This window comes from Gemmiger formicilis, assembly GCF_018784445.1.
Taxonomy (GTDB): domain Bacteria; phylum Bacillota; class Clostridia; order Oscillospirales; family Ruminococcaceae; genus Gemmiger.
Window position 1 is genome coordinate 230,133 of sequence record NZ_WQOH01000004.1, and the last position, 15,301, is coordinate 245,433.

The 15,301-nt window shown below is 60.3% G+C and carries 10 protein-coding genes, 1 riboswitch and 1 other annotated feature; of the genes, 9 read left to right on the forward strand and 1 reads right to left on the reverse strand.

The features are described from left to right. Positions 1 to 23: 23 nt before the first annotated feature. Positions 24 to 2,969: a phospholipid carrier-dependent glycosyltransferase gene (locus GPK89_RS01295; RefSeq protein ID WP_215691087.1), complete on the forward strand. Its 2,946-nt coding sequence runs from the start codon at positions 24 to 26 to the stop codon at positions 2,967 to 2,969. A 97-nt stretch (positions 2,970 to 3,066) separates the two neighbouring features. Then, complete coding sequence (locus GPK89_RS01300) at positions 3,067 to 3,435, forward strand: endonuclease domain-containing protein (protein WP_215691091.1); 369 nt, start codon at positions 3,067 to 3,069, stop codon at positions 3,433 to 3,435. A gap of 330 nt (positions 3,436 to 3,765) precedes the next feature. On the opposite strand, the gene GPK89_RS01305 is transcribed toward GPK89_RS01300, so the two are convergent. Further along, positions 3,766 to 5,001 carry a 6-phosphofructokinase gene (locus GPK89_RS01305; RefSeq protein WP_215691095.1) on the reverse strand — a complete coding sequence of 412 codons (1,236 nt, stop codon included), beginning with the start codon at positions 4,999 to 5,001 and terminating at the stop codon, positions 3,766 to 3,768. Between the two features lie 430 nt (positions 5,002 to 5,431). After that, positions 5,432 to 5,694: a binding site (T-box leader), on the forward strand. 69 nt (positions 5,695 to 5,763) lie between these two features. Between GPK89_RS01305 and asnB the strand changes: the two genes are divergently transcribed. The 7 genes from asnB to GPK89_RS01340 all read left to right on the forward strand — a co-directional run bounded on the left by asnB (position 5,764) and on the right by GPK89_RS01340 (position 15,301). After that, positions 5,764 to 7,344 (forward strand): asparagine synthase B, encoded by a 1,581-nt coding sequence (asnB, locus tag GPK89_RS01310; RefSeq protein ID WP_215691098.1) that lies wholly within the window; start codon positions 5,764 to 5,766, stop codon positions 7,342 to 7,344. 74 nt (positions 7,345 to 7,418) lie between these two features. Next, positions 7,419 to 7,532: riboswitch (THF riboswitch) on the forward strand. 95 nt (positions 7,533 to 7,627) lie between these two features. After that, on the forward strand, positions 7,628 to 8,218 hold the full coding sequence (locus GPK89_RS01315) for a folate family ECF transporter S component (protein ID WP_215691101.1): 591 nt from the start codon (positions 7,628 to 7,630) through the stop codon (positions 8,216 to 8,218). Positions 8,219 to 8,359: 141 nt separating this feature from the next. After that, on the forward strand, positions 8,360 to 9,385 hold the full coding sequence (locus GPK89_RS01320) for a LacI family DNA-binding transcriptional regulator (RefSeq protein ID WP_215691104.1): 1,026 nt from the start codon (positions 8,360 to 8,362) through the stop codon (positions 9,383 to 9,385). Further along, complete coding sequence (locus GPK89_RS01325; RefSeq protein ID WP_215691106.1) at positions 9,370 to 10,728, forward strand: MATE family efflux transporter; 1,359 nt, start codon at positions 9,370 to 9,372, stop codon at positions 10,726 to 10,728. The genes GPK89_RS01320 and GPK89_RS01325 overlap by 16 nt, the downstream gene beginning before the upstream one ends. Positions 10,729 to 11,025: 297 nt before the next feature. Next, the gene (locus tag GPK89_RS01330; RefSeq protein WP_215691109.1) at positions 11,026 to 12,357 is read left to right on the forward strand and encodes a BMP family ABC transporter substrate-binding protein; all 1,332 of its coding nucleotides are present in this window, start codon (positions 11,026 to 11,028) and stop codon (positions 12,355 to 12,357) included. A 302-nt stretch (positions 12,358 to 12,659) separates the two neighbouring features. Further along, positions 12,660 to 14,201, forward strand: coding sequence for an ABC transporter ATP-binding protein (locus GPK89_RS01335; RefSeq protein WP_215691111.1), 1,542 nt, complete (start codon positions 12,660 to 12,662; stop codon positions 14,199 to 14,201). Beyond that, positions 14,198 to 15,301: an ABC transporter permease gene (locus GPK89_RS01340; RefSeq protein ID WP_215691113.1), complete on the forward strand. Its 1,104-nt coding sequence runs from the start codon at positions 14,198 to 14,200 to the stop codon at positions 15,299 to 15,301. The genes GPK89_RS01335 and GPK89_RS01340 overlap by 4 nt, the downstream gene beginning before the upstream one ends.

The following is a 15,301-nucleotide window of genomic DNA, read 5'->3' on the forward strand; positions in this document are numbered from 1 at the left end:
TTGTACCAGGGATTTGTGATGATATGACGAAACAACGCGAAAAACAAAACAAAACCCTCTGGCTGCTGCTGGGCTGCGGGCTGGCGCTGCGGCTGGTGCTGGCCCTTGTGACAGAGGGCTACCCCTACGACATGAGCTGCTTTGTGGCCTGGGGTGACAAGCTGGCCGCCGAGGGCCCCGCCGCCTTTTACAGCGAGGGCTACTTTGCCGACTACCCGCCCGGCTACCTGTGGATGCTGGGGCTGGTGGGGGCCATCCGCGCCGCGCTGCACATTGCCTACGAGTCCAAATGGACCTACTTTCTGCTGGCGCTTGTGCCGTCGCTCTGCGACTGCGCGGGGGCGGCGCTGGTTTATACCACAGCCCGGCGCGGCAGGGTAGTGGAGCACATGGCGCTGGTGCTGGCGGCGTTCACAGCGTTTAACCCGCTGCTATTGTTTGACACCGGCGTCTGGAAGCAGATCGACGGCGCATTCGCACTGCCGCTGCTGCTCTGCTTTTTGCTGCTGGAACAGCGCCGCTACCTGCCTGCCGCCGTCTGGTTCGGCGTGGCGCTGGCTATCAAGCCGCAGGCGCTGCTGTTCGGGCCGGTGCTGGCGGCCTGCTACCTGGCGGCTATCGCGCTGGAAGAAGATAAGCCCCGCGCCTTTGGCCGCTGCTTCGGCGGTGCGGCGCTGGCATTGCTGCCCCCGCTGGCGGCGGGGCTGCCGTTTTTCGGCATCGCACAGCTGCTCCCTAAGCTTGTAGAAAAGTACACAGGTACGATGTCCGGCTACCCTTACGCCACCATCAACGCCTTCAACTGGATGGCGGCGCTGGGCGGCAACTGGAAGGGCCTGGACGAGACGGTACTGCTGGGCATCACCTGGCAGCAGCTGGGGTGGTTCAATATCCTGCTGGTCACGGCGGGCCTGGCCTACTTTGCGGTGCGCAGCGCCCGGGGCGGCAGCTTCTCGCCGCTGCTGCTGGCGGCGTATTACGGCATCGGTGTGTTCACGCTGGCCCACTGTATGCATGAGCGCTACATGGTGCCCGGCGTGCTGCTGACCCTGCTGGCCGCTGCGCATTGGAACGATATCCGCCTTTACGCGGCCGGGGTGGGCCTGTCGCTGACCGGGTTCATCAACCTGGCCACGGTCTACTCGCTGACCGGCTCCGACGACGAATGGCTGACCAGCGCCACCAGTTCCACGGTGGCGATCTTGACCGGCCTGGTCGAGACGGTCTGCTTTGTGCTGCTGCTGTTTGCCATGTGGGATATCACCCGCCACAGCCACACGCTGCCCCTGCCGGAGCGTGAACCCGAGCAATCCCCGCTGCAGCCTGCCGCACAGCCGAAATGGACCCGCCGCGAGGTGGGCGCACTGCTGGCATTGACGGCGGCCACGGCGGTGCTGAGCTTTGCCTACCTGGGCAGCCGCACCGCGCCGCAGAACCCGCTGGACGCCACCGATACCGTACTGACCGAGACGGTGACGCCGCAGGGCGACGCGGTCTCGCTGTGGGTGTACCCGGGCATTTCCTTCGGCGGCAGTATGACCGTGACCGACGCTGCGGGCAATGTGGTCTTTGAAAAAGAACTGAACTACGGCACCTGCTTCAGCTGGACGGCCAACGATGTGGCCGCCGCGTCAGGGCAGCCCCTGACCGTGACCGTGCAGAACGCCCAGCTGTTTGAGCTGGCCTTCCGCGACGCGGCGGGGCAGCTGGTGCCGGCAGCGGGCGGCGGTGCGCTGCTTGATGAGCAGGCCGCTGTGCCGGACACTATCAGCCAGCTGAACAGTATGTATTTTGACGAGATTTACCATGGCCGTACCGGTTATGAGCAGCTGCACAAGATGCCTGTCTACGAGACGACCCACCCACCGCTGGGCAAGGATCTGATCATGATGGGCATTGCGATGTTCGGCATGACCGGCTTTGGATGGCGGTTCTCCGGTACGCTGTTCGGCGTGCTGCTGGTGCCGCTGGCCTGGTGCTTTGTGCGCCGCCTGACCCGCAAGCCATGGGTGGCGGCGGTCTCCGGCGTGCTGCTGGCGCTGGATTTCATGCGTTTTTCCCAAAGCCGCCTGGCAACGATTGACGTCTACGGCACGTTTTTCATCCTGCTGGGGGCGTACTTCATGCTGTGGTACTGCCAGCAGGTGCTGACGGCAGGCGTGGACAGCGCCCTTCTGCCGATGGCGCTGGGCGGGCTGGCCTTCGGCCTGGGCTGCGCGGCCAAGTGGACCGGCATCTACGCCGGGGCCGGGCTGGCGGTGCTCTACCTGGGCGTTCTGTACGCCCGCTGGCGGCAGAAGCAGCCCGGCTTCTGGGCAGAGTTCCGCACGGCGGCGGTGGGCGGCGTACTGTTCTATGTGCTGCTGCCGCTCTGCATCTACATTGCGTCCTACCTGCCGTACTGGTGGCGCAACCCCTCGTTCAGTCTGGGCGATTGGTGGCAGTGCCAGGTCTCGATGTATAGTTACCATTCCACTTTGCAGGCGACCCACCCGTTTGAGAGCCGCTGGTACACCTGGCTGCTGGGCCTGCGCCCGGTGTGGTACTACCGCAACGGCTATCTGCCCTACGGCACCAAGGCCAGCATTGTGGGCATGGCAGGGCCGGTCATCTGGCTGGCCGGGCTGGCGGCGCTGGTGGGCCTGCTGTGGCGGCAGGTCAGCGGGCGCGGCAGCCGCCAGGGCGCGGGCGTGCTGATTTTGTACGGCACGCAGCTGATCCCTTGGATGCTGGTGTCGCGGTGTACGTTCTTGTACCATTATTTTCCCAGTTCCATGTTCTGCCTGGCGGCGCTGGTCCTGGTGCTGGCCCGCATGAAGCGCCGCGACTGGGCCAGGCGCATTGCGGGCGGCCTGTGCGTGGCGGCGGCCGTTCTGTTTGTGCTCTACTACCCGGCCCTCTCCGGCCTGCCCATCCCCGCCTGGTGGGCGGATGCCCTGGAAGTGCTGCCGAGCTTTGGGTTCTATTAATAAAAAGGCTCCCTTGTCAAAGGGAGCAGTCGCCGATAAGGCGACTGAGGGATTCCAGGCCATCAGCCTTGCGAGAAACCGAAAGGAATCATTACTTATGACCGGCAAGCACAACAAAGAGCTGACTCCCATTGCCAGAAGGCTTCGCAAAGATATGACGAAGGAAGAACGTCACCTTTGGTACGACTTTCTCCGGGGGTATCCCATCCGCTTTCTGCGGCAGAAAGTTGTCGGCAAGTATGTTGTTGATTTCTACTGTGCGGCGGCAAATCTGGTGGTGGAACTGGACGGTTCGCAGCATTTTGAGGATGCCGGACGTGTATGCGATGCGGCCCGCACGAAGTTTTTGCAAAAGTACGGTCTGCGGGTGCTACGGTTTGCAAACAATGATGTGATGAAAAATTTTGAAGGCGTATGCACTGCGATTGACAAAGCGGTGCAGGAGAGGATGGAGCTGCTTCCGTAAGGCAGCAGGAATCCCTCCGGCCTCGTGAAGCTCGGCCACCTCCCTTTGACAAGGGAGGCTTTAGAAAAACGCCGCAGTAACGGAAGTGATTTCCCGTTGCTGCGGCGTTATTGTATTAAGGCAACACCGCACAATTCCCGCCTGACGGCTTAAGCACCGCTCCGGCGGCTGCGGCACGGCATCTGCGTTGCCAAAATGCTCGATAAGACATCCAGTATTATCTGCGCTTTTGGCTTAGCAGCTGCCGCACCTCGCTCGCCGTATCGGCACTTAGAATTATGCGGTATTGCCTTAAGCTTCTTTAGTTACTTTCTTCTCGAAGAAAGTGACTTACGCCTCCGGCAGGTAGATATGATGCGGTAGGCCCTCGACGTAAATCGGGGTCAGCTCGGCCTGGACCAGGGGCAGGGCGTAGGCCAGGAACTCATCCGTCATGGCGGTGTGGTCGGCGTTGACCCACTCCAGCGGCACCTTCTTTTCCAGGTTGGCAACCTCGCTGATGGGGTGCAGGCTCGTACCGCACTGGTACGGCGCGTTGGAAATGCGGTCCAGCGCGACCATCTCGCCGGTGTGGCCCTCAAATGCGGCCTTGGCGGCGGCACCACCGACCTGGTAAGCCTCGGTGATATCGGTGCGGCTCGTCAGATGACCCGCGCAGCGCTGCAGGGTAGAAAGCTCGATGCAGCGGGTTTTCGTGTTCAGGCGGCGGGCAACGGTGTTCGCCAGAAAACGCGCCGTGCCGGTTAGGGCCTTGTGGCCGAAAGCATCCACCGCGTGGACATCGTCGGCCAGCTCGCAGACGTAGCGGCCATCCTCGAGCTTGACGCCCTCGGACACGGCGATGACGATGGACGGCTTCTCCTTTTGCATCCGCTCGACCTTCTCCACGAAATGATCCACGTTGAAGGGCACTTCGGGCAGGCAGATCATGTCCACGCCCTCGCAGTCCTCGGCCTTGGCCAATGCAGCGGCGGCGGTCAGCCAGCCCGCGTTGCGGCCCATGATTTCAACAATGGTCACGTACTTGGTGCCGTAGACTGTCGCATCGCGGATGATCTCCTTCATCACGACACCGATGTACTTGGCGGCGCTGCCGTAGCCTGGAGTGTGGTCGGTGACCATCAGATCATTGTCGATGGTCTTAGGCACGCCCATAAAGCGGATGTCGCTGCCGATGTGTGCGCCGTAGTCGGCCAGCTTGCCGATGGTGTCCATCGAGTCGTTACCGCCGATGTAGAAGAAGTAGCCGATGTCCAGCTCCTTCAGGATCTCAAACAGCTGGATGTAGACGGCCTCGCCCTCGGCGGTGTGCCAGTCGGGCAGCTTGTAGCGGCAGGAACCCAGATAGCTGGACGGCGTGCGCTTCAAAAGCTCAATGTCCAGTGCGGTTTTCAGCTTGTCGTCCAGCACACAGGTGCGGCGCTCTAACAGGCCGGCCACGCCGTGCAGCATGCCGTAGACCTTGCCCGCGCCGCGGCGCTTGCAGCTTTCATACACGCCCGCGAGACTGGCGTTGATGACGGAAGTCGGGCCGCCGGACTGACCGACGATCGCATTTTTTGCCATAGTTTTCCTCCTTGCAGGCAGGGCCTGCAGCTTGTGGGTGGCGTGCCCGCGCAGGGTAGAGGCGCGGCGCAGAGCACACGAATATTGTCATCCTCAGTGTACCATGCGGCGGCGGTTTTGGCCATTGCGGCGGTTGCTTAGATGAAGGCGCGAGCGGCAGAACGATGCGATTCCGCAGGGTGGAACTGCGGTGCGCGGCAAAATTCGGCAGATGGAATAGCGTTCCATAGTATGGAATTTTGCATCACGAATATTTGCAAGAATCATTCGGCAACCTTGCAAAAATTGCGGAACCGGGGCAAAGTTGTGCAAGATGACGAAGCACGGCGCACCCGCCGTGCCGCCGACCTGCTGAAAAAAACAGGGCGGACGCCCAAAAATCTGAAATTTATTCTTGACAGGACTGCATGACCGTGTTATTCTTTACTCAACAAAAGCGTTGATGGGGAAAAGTACCGCCCAAGACCAGCACAGAGAGCCTGGCATTTGGTGTAAGCCGGGACGGTGACAGGGCGCGAAAGAACACCCCGGAGCTGCAGCCTGAAATGCAAAAAGTAGGGTGCGCCGCAGGCCGTGCGTTACAGCGGCAGCGTTTCAAAGGTGAACGTGTACGGAAAAAGTGACCGTATGCCTTTATTTCGGCTGCGGTAATTTAGGTGGCACCGCGGATCAAGACAGCGATTCGTCCTAATGACAGGGCGAATGGGCTGTCTTTTTGTTTTACCATTCGGAAAGTGTAAGACCGAAAAGGAGAAACAAACAATGTGCTGCATTATGGGTTATGCCGGGCATGATCTGCCCAAGGAAACGTTTACGGAGTATCTGCTGCGTACCACCAGCCGCGGGCCGGACGACCAGCGTGTGGCCGAGACTGAGTTCGGCCTGCTGGGCTTTGGCCGTCTCGCCATTATGGGCTTGACGCCCGAGGGCATGCAGCCCTTCTTCCGCGGTGCGGACTGCGTGGCCTGCAACGGCGAGCTGTACGGCTTCCGCCCCATCAAAGCCGAACTGGAAGCCGAGGGCTACACCTTTGAGTCCGACTCCGACTGCGAGATCATCCTGCCGCTCTACTACAAATATGGCCTGGATATGTTCAAGCATCTGGACGCTGAGTTTGCGATGATTCTGTACGACAGCCGGAAAAAGCTGCTCATCGCCGCCCGCGACCCCATCGGCATCCGCCCGCTGTTCTACGGGTACAGCGAGAGCGGCTGCATTGCCTTTGCGTCCGAGGCGAAAAACCTCGTGGGGCTGTGCAAAAAAATCTATCCGTTCCCCATCGGCAGCTATTACTGCAATGGTCAGTTCGTGCGGTACTGCGATATCGCCGACACCCCCGCGTACAGCCAGGATGAACTTCCCGATGTATTGACGAACATCCGGGAAAAGCTCGTCGCGGGTGTAGACAAGCGGCTGGATGCCGACACGCCGGTCGGGTTCCTGCTCTCCGGCGGTCTGGATTCCAGCCTGGTCTGCGCCATTGCGGCCAAAAAGCTGGGCAAGCCCATCCGCACCTTTGCCATCGGCATGAGCGAGGACGCCATCGACCTGAAATACGCCAAGCAGGTGGCTGACTACCTGCACGCCGATCACACCGAGGTCATCATCAACAAGGACATCGTCCTGGATGCGCTGGAAAGCGTCATTGCCATGCTGGGCACCTGGGATATCACGACCATCCGCGCGTCGGTGGGTATGTATCTCGTCTGCAAGTACATCCACGAGCACACCGACATCCGCGTGCTGCTGACCGGTGAGATCTCCGATGAACTGTTCGGCTACAAGTACACCGACTACGCACCCAGCGCCGCCGCGTTCCAGGCCGAGAGCCAGAAGCGCATCCGCGAGCTGTATATGTACGACGTGCTGCGCGCCGACCGTTCCATCAGCGTCAACAGCCTGGAAGCCCGCGTGCCTTTCGGCGACTTGGATTTCGTCAAGTACGTCATGGCCATCGACCCCGAGAAGAAGCTGAACACCTACGGCAAGGGTAAGTACCTGCTGCGCAAGGCTTTCGAGGGCGACTGGCTTCCCGAGAGCATCCTCTGGCGCGAGAAGGCCGCCTTCAGCGACGCGGTGGGCCACTCGATGGTGGACGATCTGAAGGAGTATGCCGAGACGATCTACACTGACCGCGAGTTTGCCGAGAAGTGCGGCAAGTACACCTATGGCCGCCCCTTTACCAAGGAAAGCCTGCTGTACCGCGAAATTTTTGAGAAGTACTACCCCGGCCAGGCAGAGATGATTGTGGATTACTGGATGCCCAACAAGGCATGGCCTCACTGCGACGTCAACGACCCCAGCGCGAGAGTGCTGGCAAACTATGGGGCGAGCGGGCAGTAAAATCCCCAAGGCTCAGCGGAAGAAAAACTTCCCCTTGCATTTCCCCAAAACCCGTGTATAATAAAAAACGATATCGCAGAGTAGGAATCCGCGCGTGGGGCGCTGCCCCAAAGTGCCTGACCAACGGGGAGTTGTGGCAGGACGAAGTAACCGCAAGGTTCGCGGTGCGGGTTCCGCATCCCACTGCTGCATGATGGTGTGCAACGGCGGATGCGGCGTTGTGCCCGTCCCAACCAAAATTGCCTCCTCCCTTGTGCGGCAAACGCACAAAGGAGGATTTTTTATGTGCACTGTATCCGAACAAACCCTGTCCGTCCTCACCCCCGACTACTGGCGCACCGCCCGGCGGGAACTGAACAACCCCCGCGTGCTGGCGTTCTCGGGCCTGGTCTGCGCTATGGCCATCGTGCTGGAAAGCCTGCCCATCTACCTGATGGGGCCGAGCCTGAAAATCTACTTTAGCTTTTTGGCCGTCTCGCTGGGATGCAGCTGCTACGGCCCGGTCGTGGGCATGATGGCCGGTGCCATCATTGACAGCGTCGGCTTTCTGCTCTCCGGCTACGGCGAGCCGTATTTCCCCGGCTACCTTGTCACGGCGGTGCTGTCGGGGCTGATCTACGGCGTTATGCTCTACCGCCGCAAACCGACGCTGCCGCGCATTATTGTGACGCGGCTCATCATCAACTACGGCAGCAATGTCTTGTTGGGCAGCGTGTGGAAAGCCATGCTCTACGGCAAGGGGTACCTGTACTACCTGACATCCGGTGCGGTGAAGAACACAATCATGCTGCCCATCGAGGTATTCCTGACCTGGGTCGTCCTGAACGCCGCCGCCAAGCAGGGATTGGACAGGAAGTTTATTCATAAGCGGTAAAGTATGCCCGGTGCTGGCGTTTTCACCAAAATTAACGGAAATTTTCTGTGCGTGGTTACGCGTTTAACCTTTGCCCTGGGGCGGCCTCTGCCGTATAATGGTAGTGCGTTGCATAATGGAAGTACAGAGAGGGGGCGCACCATGCAGGAAAATCGTATCCGCATTGTGGATATCGCAGAGCGGCTGGGGCTGAGCACGGCCACAGTGTCCAACGTCATCCACGGCAAGACGTCCAAAATGTCACCGCGCACGGCCCAGCGCGTCTGGCGGGAGCTGGAAGCTGTGGGCTATATCCCCGATATGGCGGGCGTCTGGCTGGCGCAGAAAAGCTCCCGCATCATCGGCGTGGTCGTCGACGACAGCCCCAAGTACGAGGGCAAAGTCCTGGAGGATGGCTTCGTTACAGCGTCGCTGAACGCACTCTCCCGCGAGGCAAACGAAAAGGGCTTCTTCTTGATGGTTAAAACCACCCGGACACTGGATGAGGTCCCGGCGTTTGCGTCGATGTGGCGGATGGAAGGGCTGATTCTGATGGGCTTCTGTGAGGCTGACTATGCCGCACTGCGCCAGGCCATCCGCACGCCCATCGTCGTGTACGACGGCTATATGCAGGGCTGTCCGGGTGTGGTCAATCTCGTGATCGACCACGCCGACGGCGGGCGGCAGGCCGGGCAATACCTGAAAGCCGCAGGCCACACCCGGGCACTCTGCCTGGCAGACAACAATATCTGCATGGACAAGGAGCGAATGGACGGCTTTGCGGCGGCCTTTGGCCCCGACCGTGTGACCCGCTGGCAGGTTCCGGTGCAGGCCCGGCCCCGGCAGCAGTTTTATGAAGAAAATTTCGCAGCTCTGCGCACATCCGGCATCACGGCCATCTTCGCAGTGTCGGATTTTTACGCGCTGGAATGTATGCGCTTTTTGCAGGCCAAGGGGCTGCGGGTGCCGGGGGATATGGCCGTTGTTGGCTTTGACGACAGCGAGGCCAGCCGCACCGGATACCCGTCGCTGACGACGGTACGGCAGGACGCCGCGCTGCGGGCGGGCATTGCCGTCGCCAGCATTGAGGCCATGGGCCGCGGCCAGAGCTGCGCGGAAAAGATCGTACTGCCGGTCACATTGCTGCCGAGGGAGAGCACAGGAGGCGTATCATGTCAAAATTTATAAGGGAACTGGGCAAAATTGCTGTGCCGGTCACACTGCAAAGTATGCTGCAGGCGTCGTTTTCTATCGTGGACCAAATCATGATTGGCCAGCTGGGGGCAGTCAGCATCGCGGCTGTGGGGCTGGGCGGCAACTATTCGATGATTTTCAATGTAGTCAGCGGCTCGGTGGGCACGGTGGCGGGCATTCTCATTGCCCAATTTCTCGGCGCAGGGGATAAAAAAGAGGCGTGGAGCAGCCTGACGCTGAGCACCGTGATAAGCCTGTGCCTGGCGGGGGTGTTCCTGGGCGTCTCGCTGGGGGCGACGGCGCAGATTCTGGGGCTGTACACAAAGGACGCTGCCATCATCGCCGAGGGATGCGTCTACTTTAAAATTATCGCGTTCTCCTTCGCGCCGATGGGCCTTTCCACGGTCTTGTCTGCCTGGCTGCGCTGCAGGGGGCACGCGAACATTCCCTTCGCGGCCAGCATCGGCGCGGTGCTTTCTAACGTGGTGCTGAACTATGTGCTGATTTTCGGCAAGCTGGGCCTGCCCGCCTGCGGGGTGCGCGGGGCGGCGATTGCCACGCTGGTGTCGCAGCTGGTAAATCTGGCGCTCATCGCGACGGGATTCCTACACTGTCTGCGGCAGGACGGCGAGCGGGTGCAGCCCTCGCTGCATTTTACCAAAATCACTCGGTGGGACTATCTGGGCATGATCACGCCGATTCTGGTCAGCCAGTTTTTGTGGAGCCTGGGTCAGAACGTGGAATCCGCCGTGTATGGACACCTGGGCACGCAGAATCTGGCGGCCTACACGCTGACCTGCCCGATACAAAGCCTCATCGTCGGGGCGCTCAGCGGACTTTCCGCGGCGGCGGGCGTGCTGATCGGCAAGCGGCTGGGCCGCAAGGAGTACGACGCAGCCTACGGCGACGCCAAGAAGATCATGGTCACTGGGCTGGTGGGCGCGGCGGTGGTTTCATCACTGCTGGTCGGGCTGGCCGGGCAGTACGTGGGGCTGTACCGCGTGGAAGACGAAGTCCGCACCCTGGGCCATATGCTGCTGGTGGTGTTTGCGCTGTATGCGCCCATTAAAGTGGAAAACATGATTTTGGGCGGCGGCATCCTGAAAAGCGGCGGCAACACCCGGATGGTCATGATCATCGACATAGCTGGCACCTGGGGCATCGGCATTCCGCTGTGCTTTTTTGCGGCCTATGTACTGCACTGGGGCATTGTGGGCGTGTACACGCTGCTGACGGCGGAGGAACTGTTCCGCCTTGTGGTGTCGCTGATGGTGTTCCGTAAGAGAAAGTGGATGGTGAGCTTGGCGAAAAAAGCAAAAACGCCAAAATATCCCTAGTATCGTAATAGTTCCGGTACTTATACAAAGCCCTCCAAAAGTCATACTTTTGCGCAAAAAAGTGTGACTTTTGCTTTTTTTTGTTGTGCGTTCTGCCCGATGTTGTGTGCACGCAGGCAAAACATTTACCCTTTTCGCCAAACTTTTCACAAAAATTTAAAAATTATTGCAAACGGTTTGTAAAGCGTCTACAATGGGTCATGCAAGGTTACAAAATGCGTTGATTTCCGGCACGTTCCGACAAAATGAAACGCATTTTTGCTATTTATGCACACACAACAGGGAGGAACAACACACATGAAGAAATTGATGGGTATTCTGCTGGCCACCTCTATGGTGTTCAGCCTGGCTGCCTGTGGTTCCACTGCAGACACCGCTGCAAGCACTGCCAGCACTGCCACTGCCTCTGCCGCTACTGCTGAGGGCAGCAGCGACAACCAGGCCCCCGACGTCAAGGTCGGTGCCATCATCCTGGGCGATGAGACCGAAGGTTACAGCGCCGCGCACATCAACGGCATCAAGGAAGCTGCCGCCGAGCTGGGCATGTCCGATGACCAGATCGTCTGGAAGTACAAGATCGCTGAGGGCGGCGTCACCGCCGACGCAGCCGAGGACCTTGTCGGCCAGGGCTGCAACCTGATCATCTCCAACTCCTACGGCCATCAGACCTACATAGAGGAGGAAGCCGAGAAGTACCCTGACATCAACTTTGTGGCCATGACCGGCGACTTCGCCGCCATCTCCGGCCTCGACAACTTCTACAACGCCTTCACCGCCGTCTACCAGAGCCGCTATGTCTCCGGTGTCGTCGCCGGCATGAAGGTCAAAGACCTGGTCGAGTCTGGCACGCTGACCCCCGAGACCCAGCCTGACAGCTTCACCGCTGACGGCAAGGTCAAGATCGGCTACGTGGGCGCTTACAACTACGCCGAGGTCGTCTCCGGCTACACCGCCTTCTTCCTGGGCGTCCAGAGCGTTTACCCCGATGTCCAGATGGAAGTCATGTACACCAACTCCTGGTTCGATATCGACAAGGAGGGCGCTGCCGCCGAGGCCCTGATCGCCAACGGTGCGGTCATCATCGGCCAGCACGCTGACTCTACCGGTGCCCCTGCCGCTACCCAGAAGCTGAAGGACTCCGGCAAGATCTGCTACTCCATCGGCTACAACATCGATATGCTTGCCACCGCCCCCACCGCTGCCCTGACCTCCGCGACGAACGTCTGGAAGGTCTACTACAAGGAGCTGTTCGAGGGTGCGCAGGCCGGCAGCATCCCGCAGGACTGGTGCAAGGGCTATGAGGATGGCGCTGTCGCCATCACCGACCTTGGCCCCGAAGTTGCCGACGGCACCGCCGAGAAGGTCGCCGAGGTTGAGGCTGCGCTGAAGGACGGCAGCCTGCATGTCTTCGACACCAGCAAGTTCACCGTCGACGGCGCGGAGGTCACCACCGCCCCCATCGACCTGACCTACTACGATTTCAGCACCGGTTCTCCTGTGGCTGTCTATCAGGGCGAGACCAAGGAGGCCATCTCCGACGGTTACTTCCACGAGGGTGAGCTGCGTGCAGCCCCGACCTTCTCCCTGCGCATCGACGGCATCATTGAGGATGCTGACCCTGTCGCCTGATTCTGATTGAGTCATCAAGGGAAGACTGCGGTAGAAACGCAGCCTTCCCTTTTGGTGGTTATATCTGTCGTTGCAAATCCGCCCCTACGAAGATGTAAGGGTCGGCCTCCACGATGCCCCGAACCGTTGGCCGCACCACAATCACAAAATTGTTCCTGCCTTGATTTTTTGAATCCCTGTAGGGGCGAGGCATGCCTCGCCCGCAGCGTGACCGCGATTGCCCGCTTATGGGTGGCCGCGCAAGGCTGCGGGCCGGGCATGCCCGGCCCCTACCTACTTGACTCTTGAAAGGAGCCTGCATAATGGCGCAGAACGAATATGCTGTGCGCTTGGAGCACGTTACCAAAACCTTCGGCCCGGTCGTGGCCAACAAGGATGTCTCCCTGGGCGTGCGCCGCGGTGAAATTCTGGCCCTGCTGGGTGAAAACGGCAGCGGCAAGACCACGCTGATGAACATGATCGCCGGTATCTACTTCCCCGATGAGGGCGAAATCTACGTCGGAGACAAGGCCGTGACCATCCGCTCCCCGCGTGACGCGCTGGATCTGGGCATCGGCATGATCCACCAGCACTTTAAGCTCGTGGATGTGTTCTCCGCCACCGAAAATATCGCCCTGTCCATGGGCGGCGGCGAAAAATTCGACCTGAAAAAAGTCCACGACAAGGCCCGCGCCATCTGCGAAAAATATGAGTTCAACCTCGACCTTGACCAGAAGGTCTACGAGATGAGCGTCAGCCAGAAGCAGACGCTGGAGATCGTCAAGGTGCTCTACCGTGGCGCGGATATCCTGATTCTGGACGAACCCACGGCGGTTCTGACCCCGCAGGAGACCGAGAAGCTGTTCAGCGTCATCCGCAACATGAAGGCCGACGGCAAGGCAGTTATCATCATCACCCACAAGCTGCACGAGGTGCTGTCCATCAGTGACCGCGTTGCCATCCTGCGCAAGGGTACGTATGTGGGCGACATTGCCACCAGGGACGCCGACGAGGCCAAGCTGACCGAAATGATGGTGGGCGAGAAAGTCGAGCTGAACATCGACCGCCCCGAGCCGGTCGACCCGGTCAAGCGGCTGGACATCCAGCATTTGACCGTGCACAGCGCCGAGGGTATCACCGTGCTGGACGACGCCTCCTTCCCGGTCTACGGCGGTGAGATTCTGGGCATTGCGGGCATTTCCGGCAACGGCCAGAAGGAGCTGCTGGAAGCCATCGCGGGCCTGCAGCCCACCGAGAGCGGCGCGAGCATTGAGTACTACGCCCCCGAGGCCAGCGCCCCGGTGCAGCTCATCGGCAAAAGCCCCAAGGCCATCCGCGAGGCGGGCATCCACCTCTCCTTCGTGCCGGAGGACCGCCTGGGCATGGGCCTGGTCGGTTCAATGGGCATGACCGACAACATGATGCTGAAAAGCTACGGCAAGGGACATTCGCCCATTGTCGACCGCAAGGCCCCGCACGACCTGGCCGAGACCATCAAAAAAGAACTGGGTGTTGTCACGCCCGATTTGAACACCCCCGTCTCCCGCCTGTCCGGCGGCAACGTGCAGAAGGTGCTGGTGGGCCGCGAACTGGCCGCCAACCCCATCGTATTGATGACCGCCTACGCGGTGCGCGGGCTGGATATCAACACGTCCTACACGATTTACCATCTGCTGAACGAGCAGAAAAAGCGCGGTGTGGCGGTCATTTATGTCGGCGAGGATCTGGACGTCCTGCTGGAACTGTGTGACCGTATCGTCGTGCTCTGCGGCGGCAAGGTCAACGGCATTCTCGACGGCCGCAAGACCACGAAGGAAGAGGTCGGTCTGCGTATGACCAACCTGGTAAAGGAGGAGCAGGCATGAGTCAGACTGCCGCTGCGGCCCGCGAGCCGCTGCTGCGCATTGCCAAGCGCGAGGGGACTACGATGCCCCAGAAGATCGCTGTGCGTGCCATTGCCATTCTGCTGGCGCTGGTCGTCGATGCGCTGTTTATCTTTTTTGTCACCGGCCTGAACCCGCTGGCCGTCTACGGCGTCATGTGGGGTGGCACCTTTGCCAACATGACCCGCTTCAGCTGGATGCTGCGCGATCTGTCCACGCTGCTCTGCGTCGGCATCGCGCTGGCCCCCGCGTTCAAGATGCGCTTCTGGAACTGCGGCGGCGAGGGTCAGATTCTGATTGGCGGCCTGACCGCCGCCCTTATCATGGTGTACCAGGGCAACAACCTGCCGCTGCCGCTGCTGTTTGCGGCCATGGCGCTGGGCAGCATTGCCGCCGGTGCGCTGTGGGGCTTCATCCCTGCGTGGTTCAAGTCCCGCTGGAACACGAACGAGACGTTGTTTACCCTGATGATGAACTACGTGGCAACGTCGATCGTCGCCTGCATGACCAACATCATGCGCGGCCAGGCGTCCAGCCTTGGCACGCTGAACAAGGCCACCAAGGCGGGCTGGTTCCCGGTCATTTTGGGCCAGCGCTATACGATCAACATCATCGTTGTCATTGTGCTGACCTTCGTCATGTACGCCTACCTGCGCTTCTCCAAGCAGGGGTATGAAATTTCCGTCGTCGGTGAGAGCGAGAACACCGCGCGGTACGCGGGCATCAACGTCCGCCGCGTCACGGTGCGCACGATGCTGATTTCCGGTGCCATCTGCGGCCTGTGCGGCTTCCTCATCGTCGCGGGCAAGGATCAGACGATTTCCACGGCCTCTGCCAATGGGCGCGGCTTCACGGCTATCATCGTGGCCTGGCTGGCAAAGTTCAACACCTTCTATATGGCGCTGATCTCCTTCCTGCTCGTGTTCCTGGAGCGCGGCGCGTCGGAGATTGCGTCCGCCTACTCGCTGAACGAGTACGCTGCCGACATCATCACCGGCATCATCCTCTTCTTCATCCTCGGCAGTGAGTTCTTCATCAACTACCGCGTCATCCCGCGCGGCGCACACAAGGAGGGCAAGTGA

Bases quoted from the DNA above. Each gene is read 5' to 3' on its own strand.
- GPK89_RS01315 (WP_215691101.1), top strand. From the start codon at position 7,628: ATGTGCACTGTATCCGAACAAACCCTGTCCGTCCTCACCCCCGACTAC.
- GPK89_RS01305 (WP_215691095.1), bottom strand. From the start codon at position 5,001: ATGGCAAAAAATGCGATCGTCGGTCAGTCCGGCGGCCCGACTTCCGTC.
- GPK89_RS01320 (WP_215691104.1), top strand. From the start codon at position 8,360: ATGCAGGAAAATCGTATCCGCATTGTGGATATCGCAGAGCGGCTGGGG.
- GPK89_RS01330 (WP_215691109.1), top strand. From the start codon at position 11,026: ATGAAGAAATTGATGGGTATTCTGCTGGCCACCTCTATGGTGTTCAGC.
- GPK89_RS01340 (WP_215691113.1), top strand. From the start codon at position 14,198: ATGAGTCAGACTGCCGCTGCGGCCCGCGAGCCGCTGCTGCGCATTGCC.
- asnB (WP_215691098.1), top strand. From the start codon at position 5,764: ATGTGCTGCATTATGGGTTATGCCGGGCATGATCTGCCCAAGGAAACG.
- GPK89_RS01300 (WP_215691091.1), top strand. From the start codon at position 3,067: ATGACCGGCAAGCACAACAAAGAGCTGACTCCCATTGCCAGAAGGCTT.
- GPK89_RS01335 (WP_215691111.1), top strand. From the start codon at position 12,660: ATGGCGCAGAACGAATATGCTGTGCGCTTGGAGCACGTTACCAAAACC.
- GPK89_RS01325 (WP_215691106.1), top strand. From the start codon at position 9,370: ATGTCAAAATTTATAAGGGAACTGGGCAAAATTGCTGTGCCGGTCACA.
- GPK89_RS01295 (WP_215691087.1), top strand. From the start codon at position 24: ATGACGAAACAACGCGAAAAACAAAACAAAACCCTCTGGCTGCTGCTG.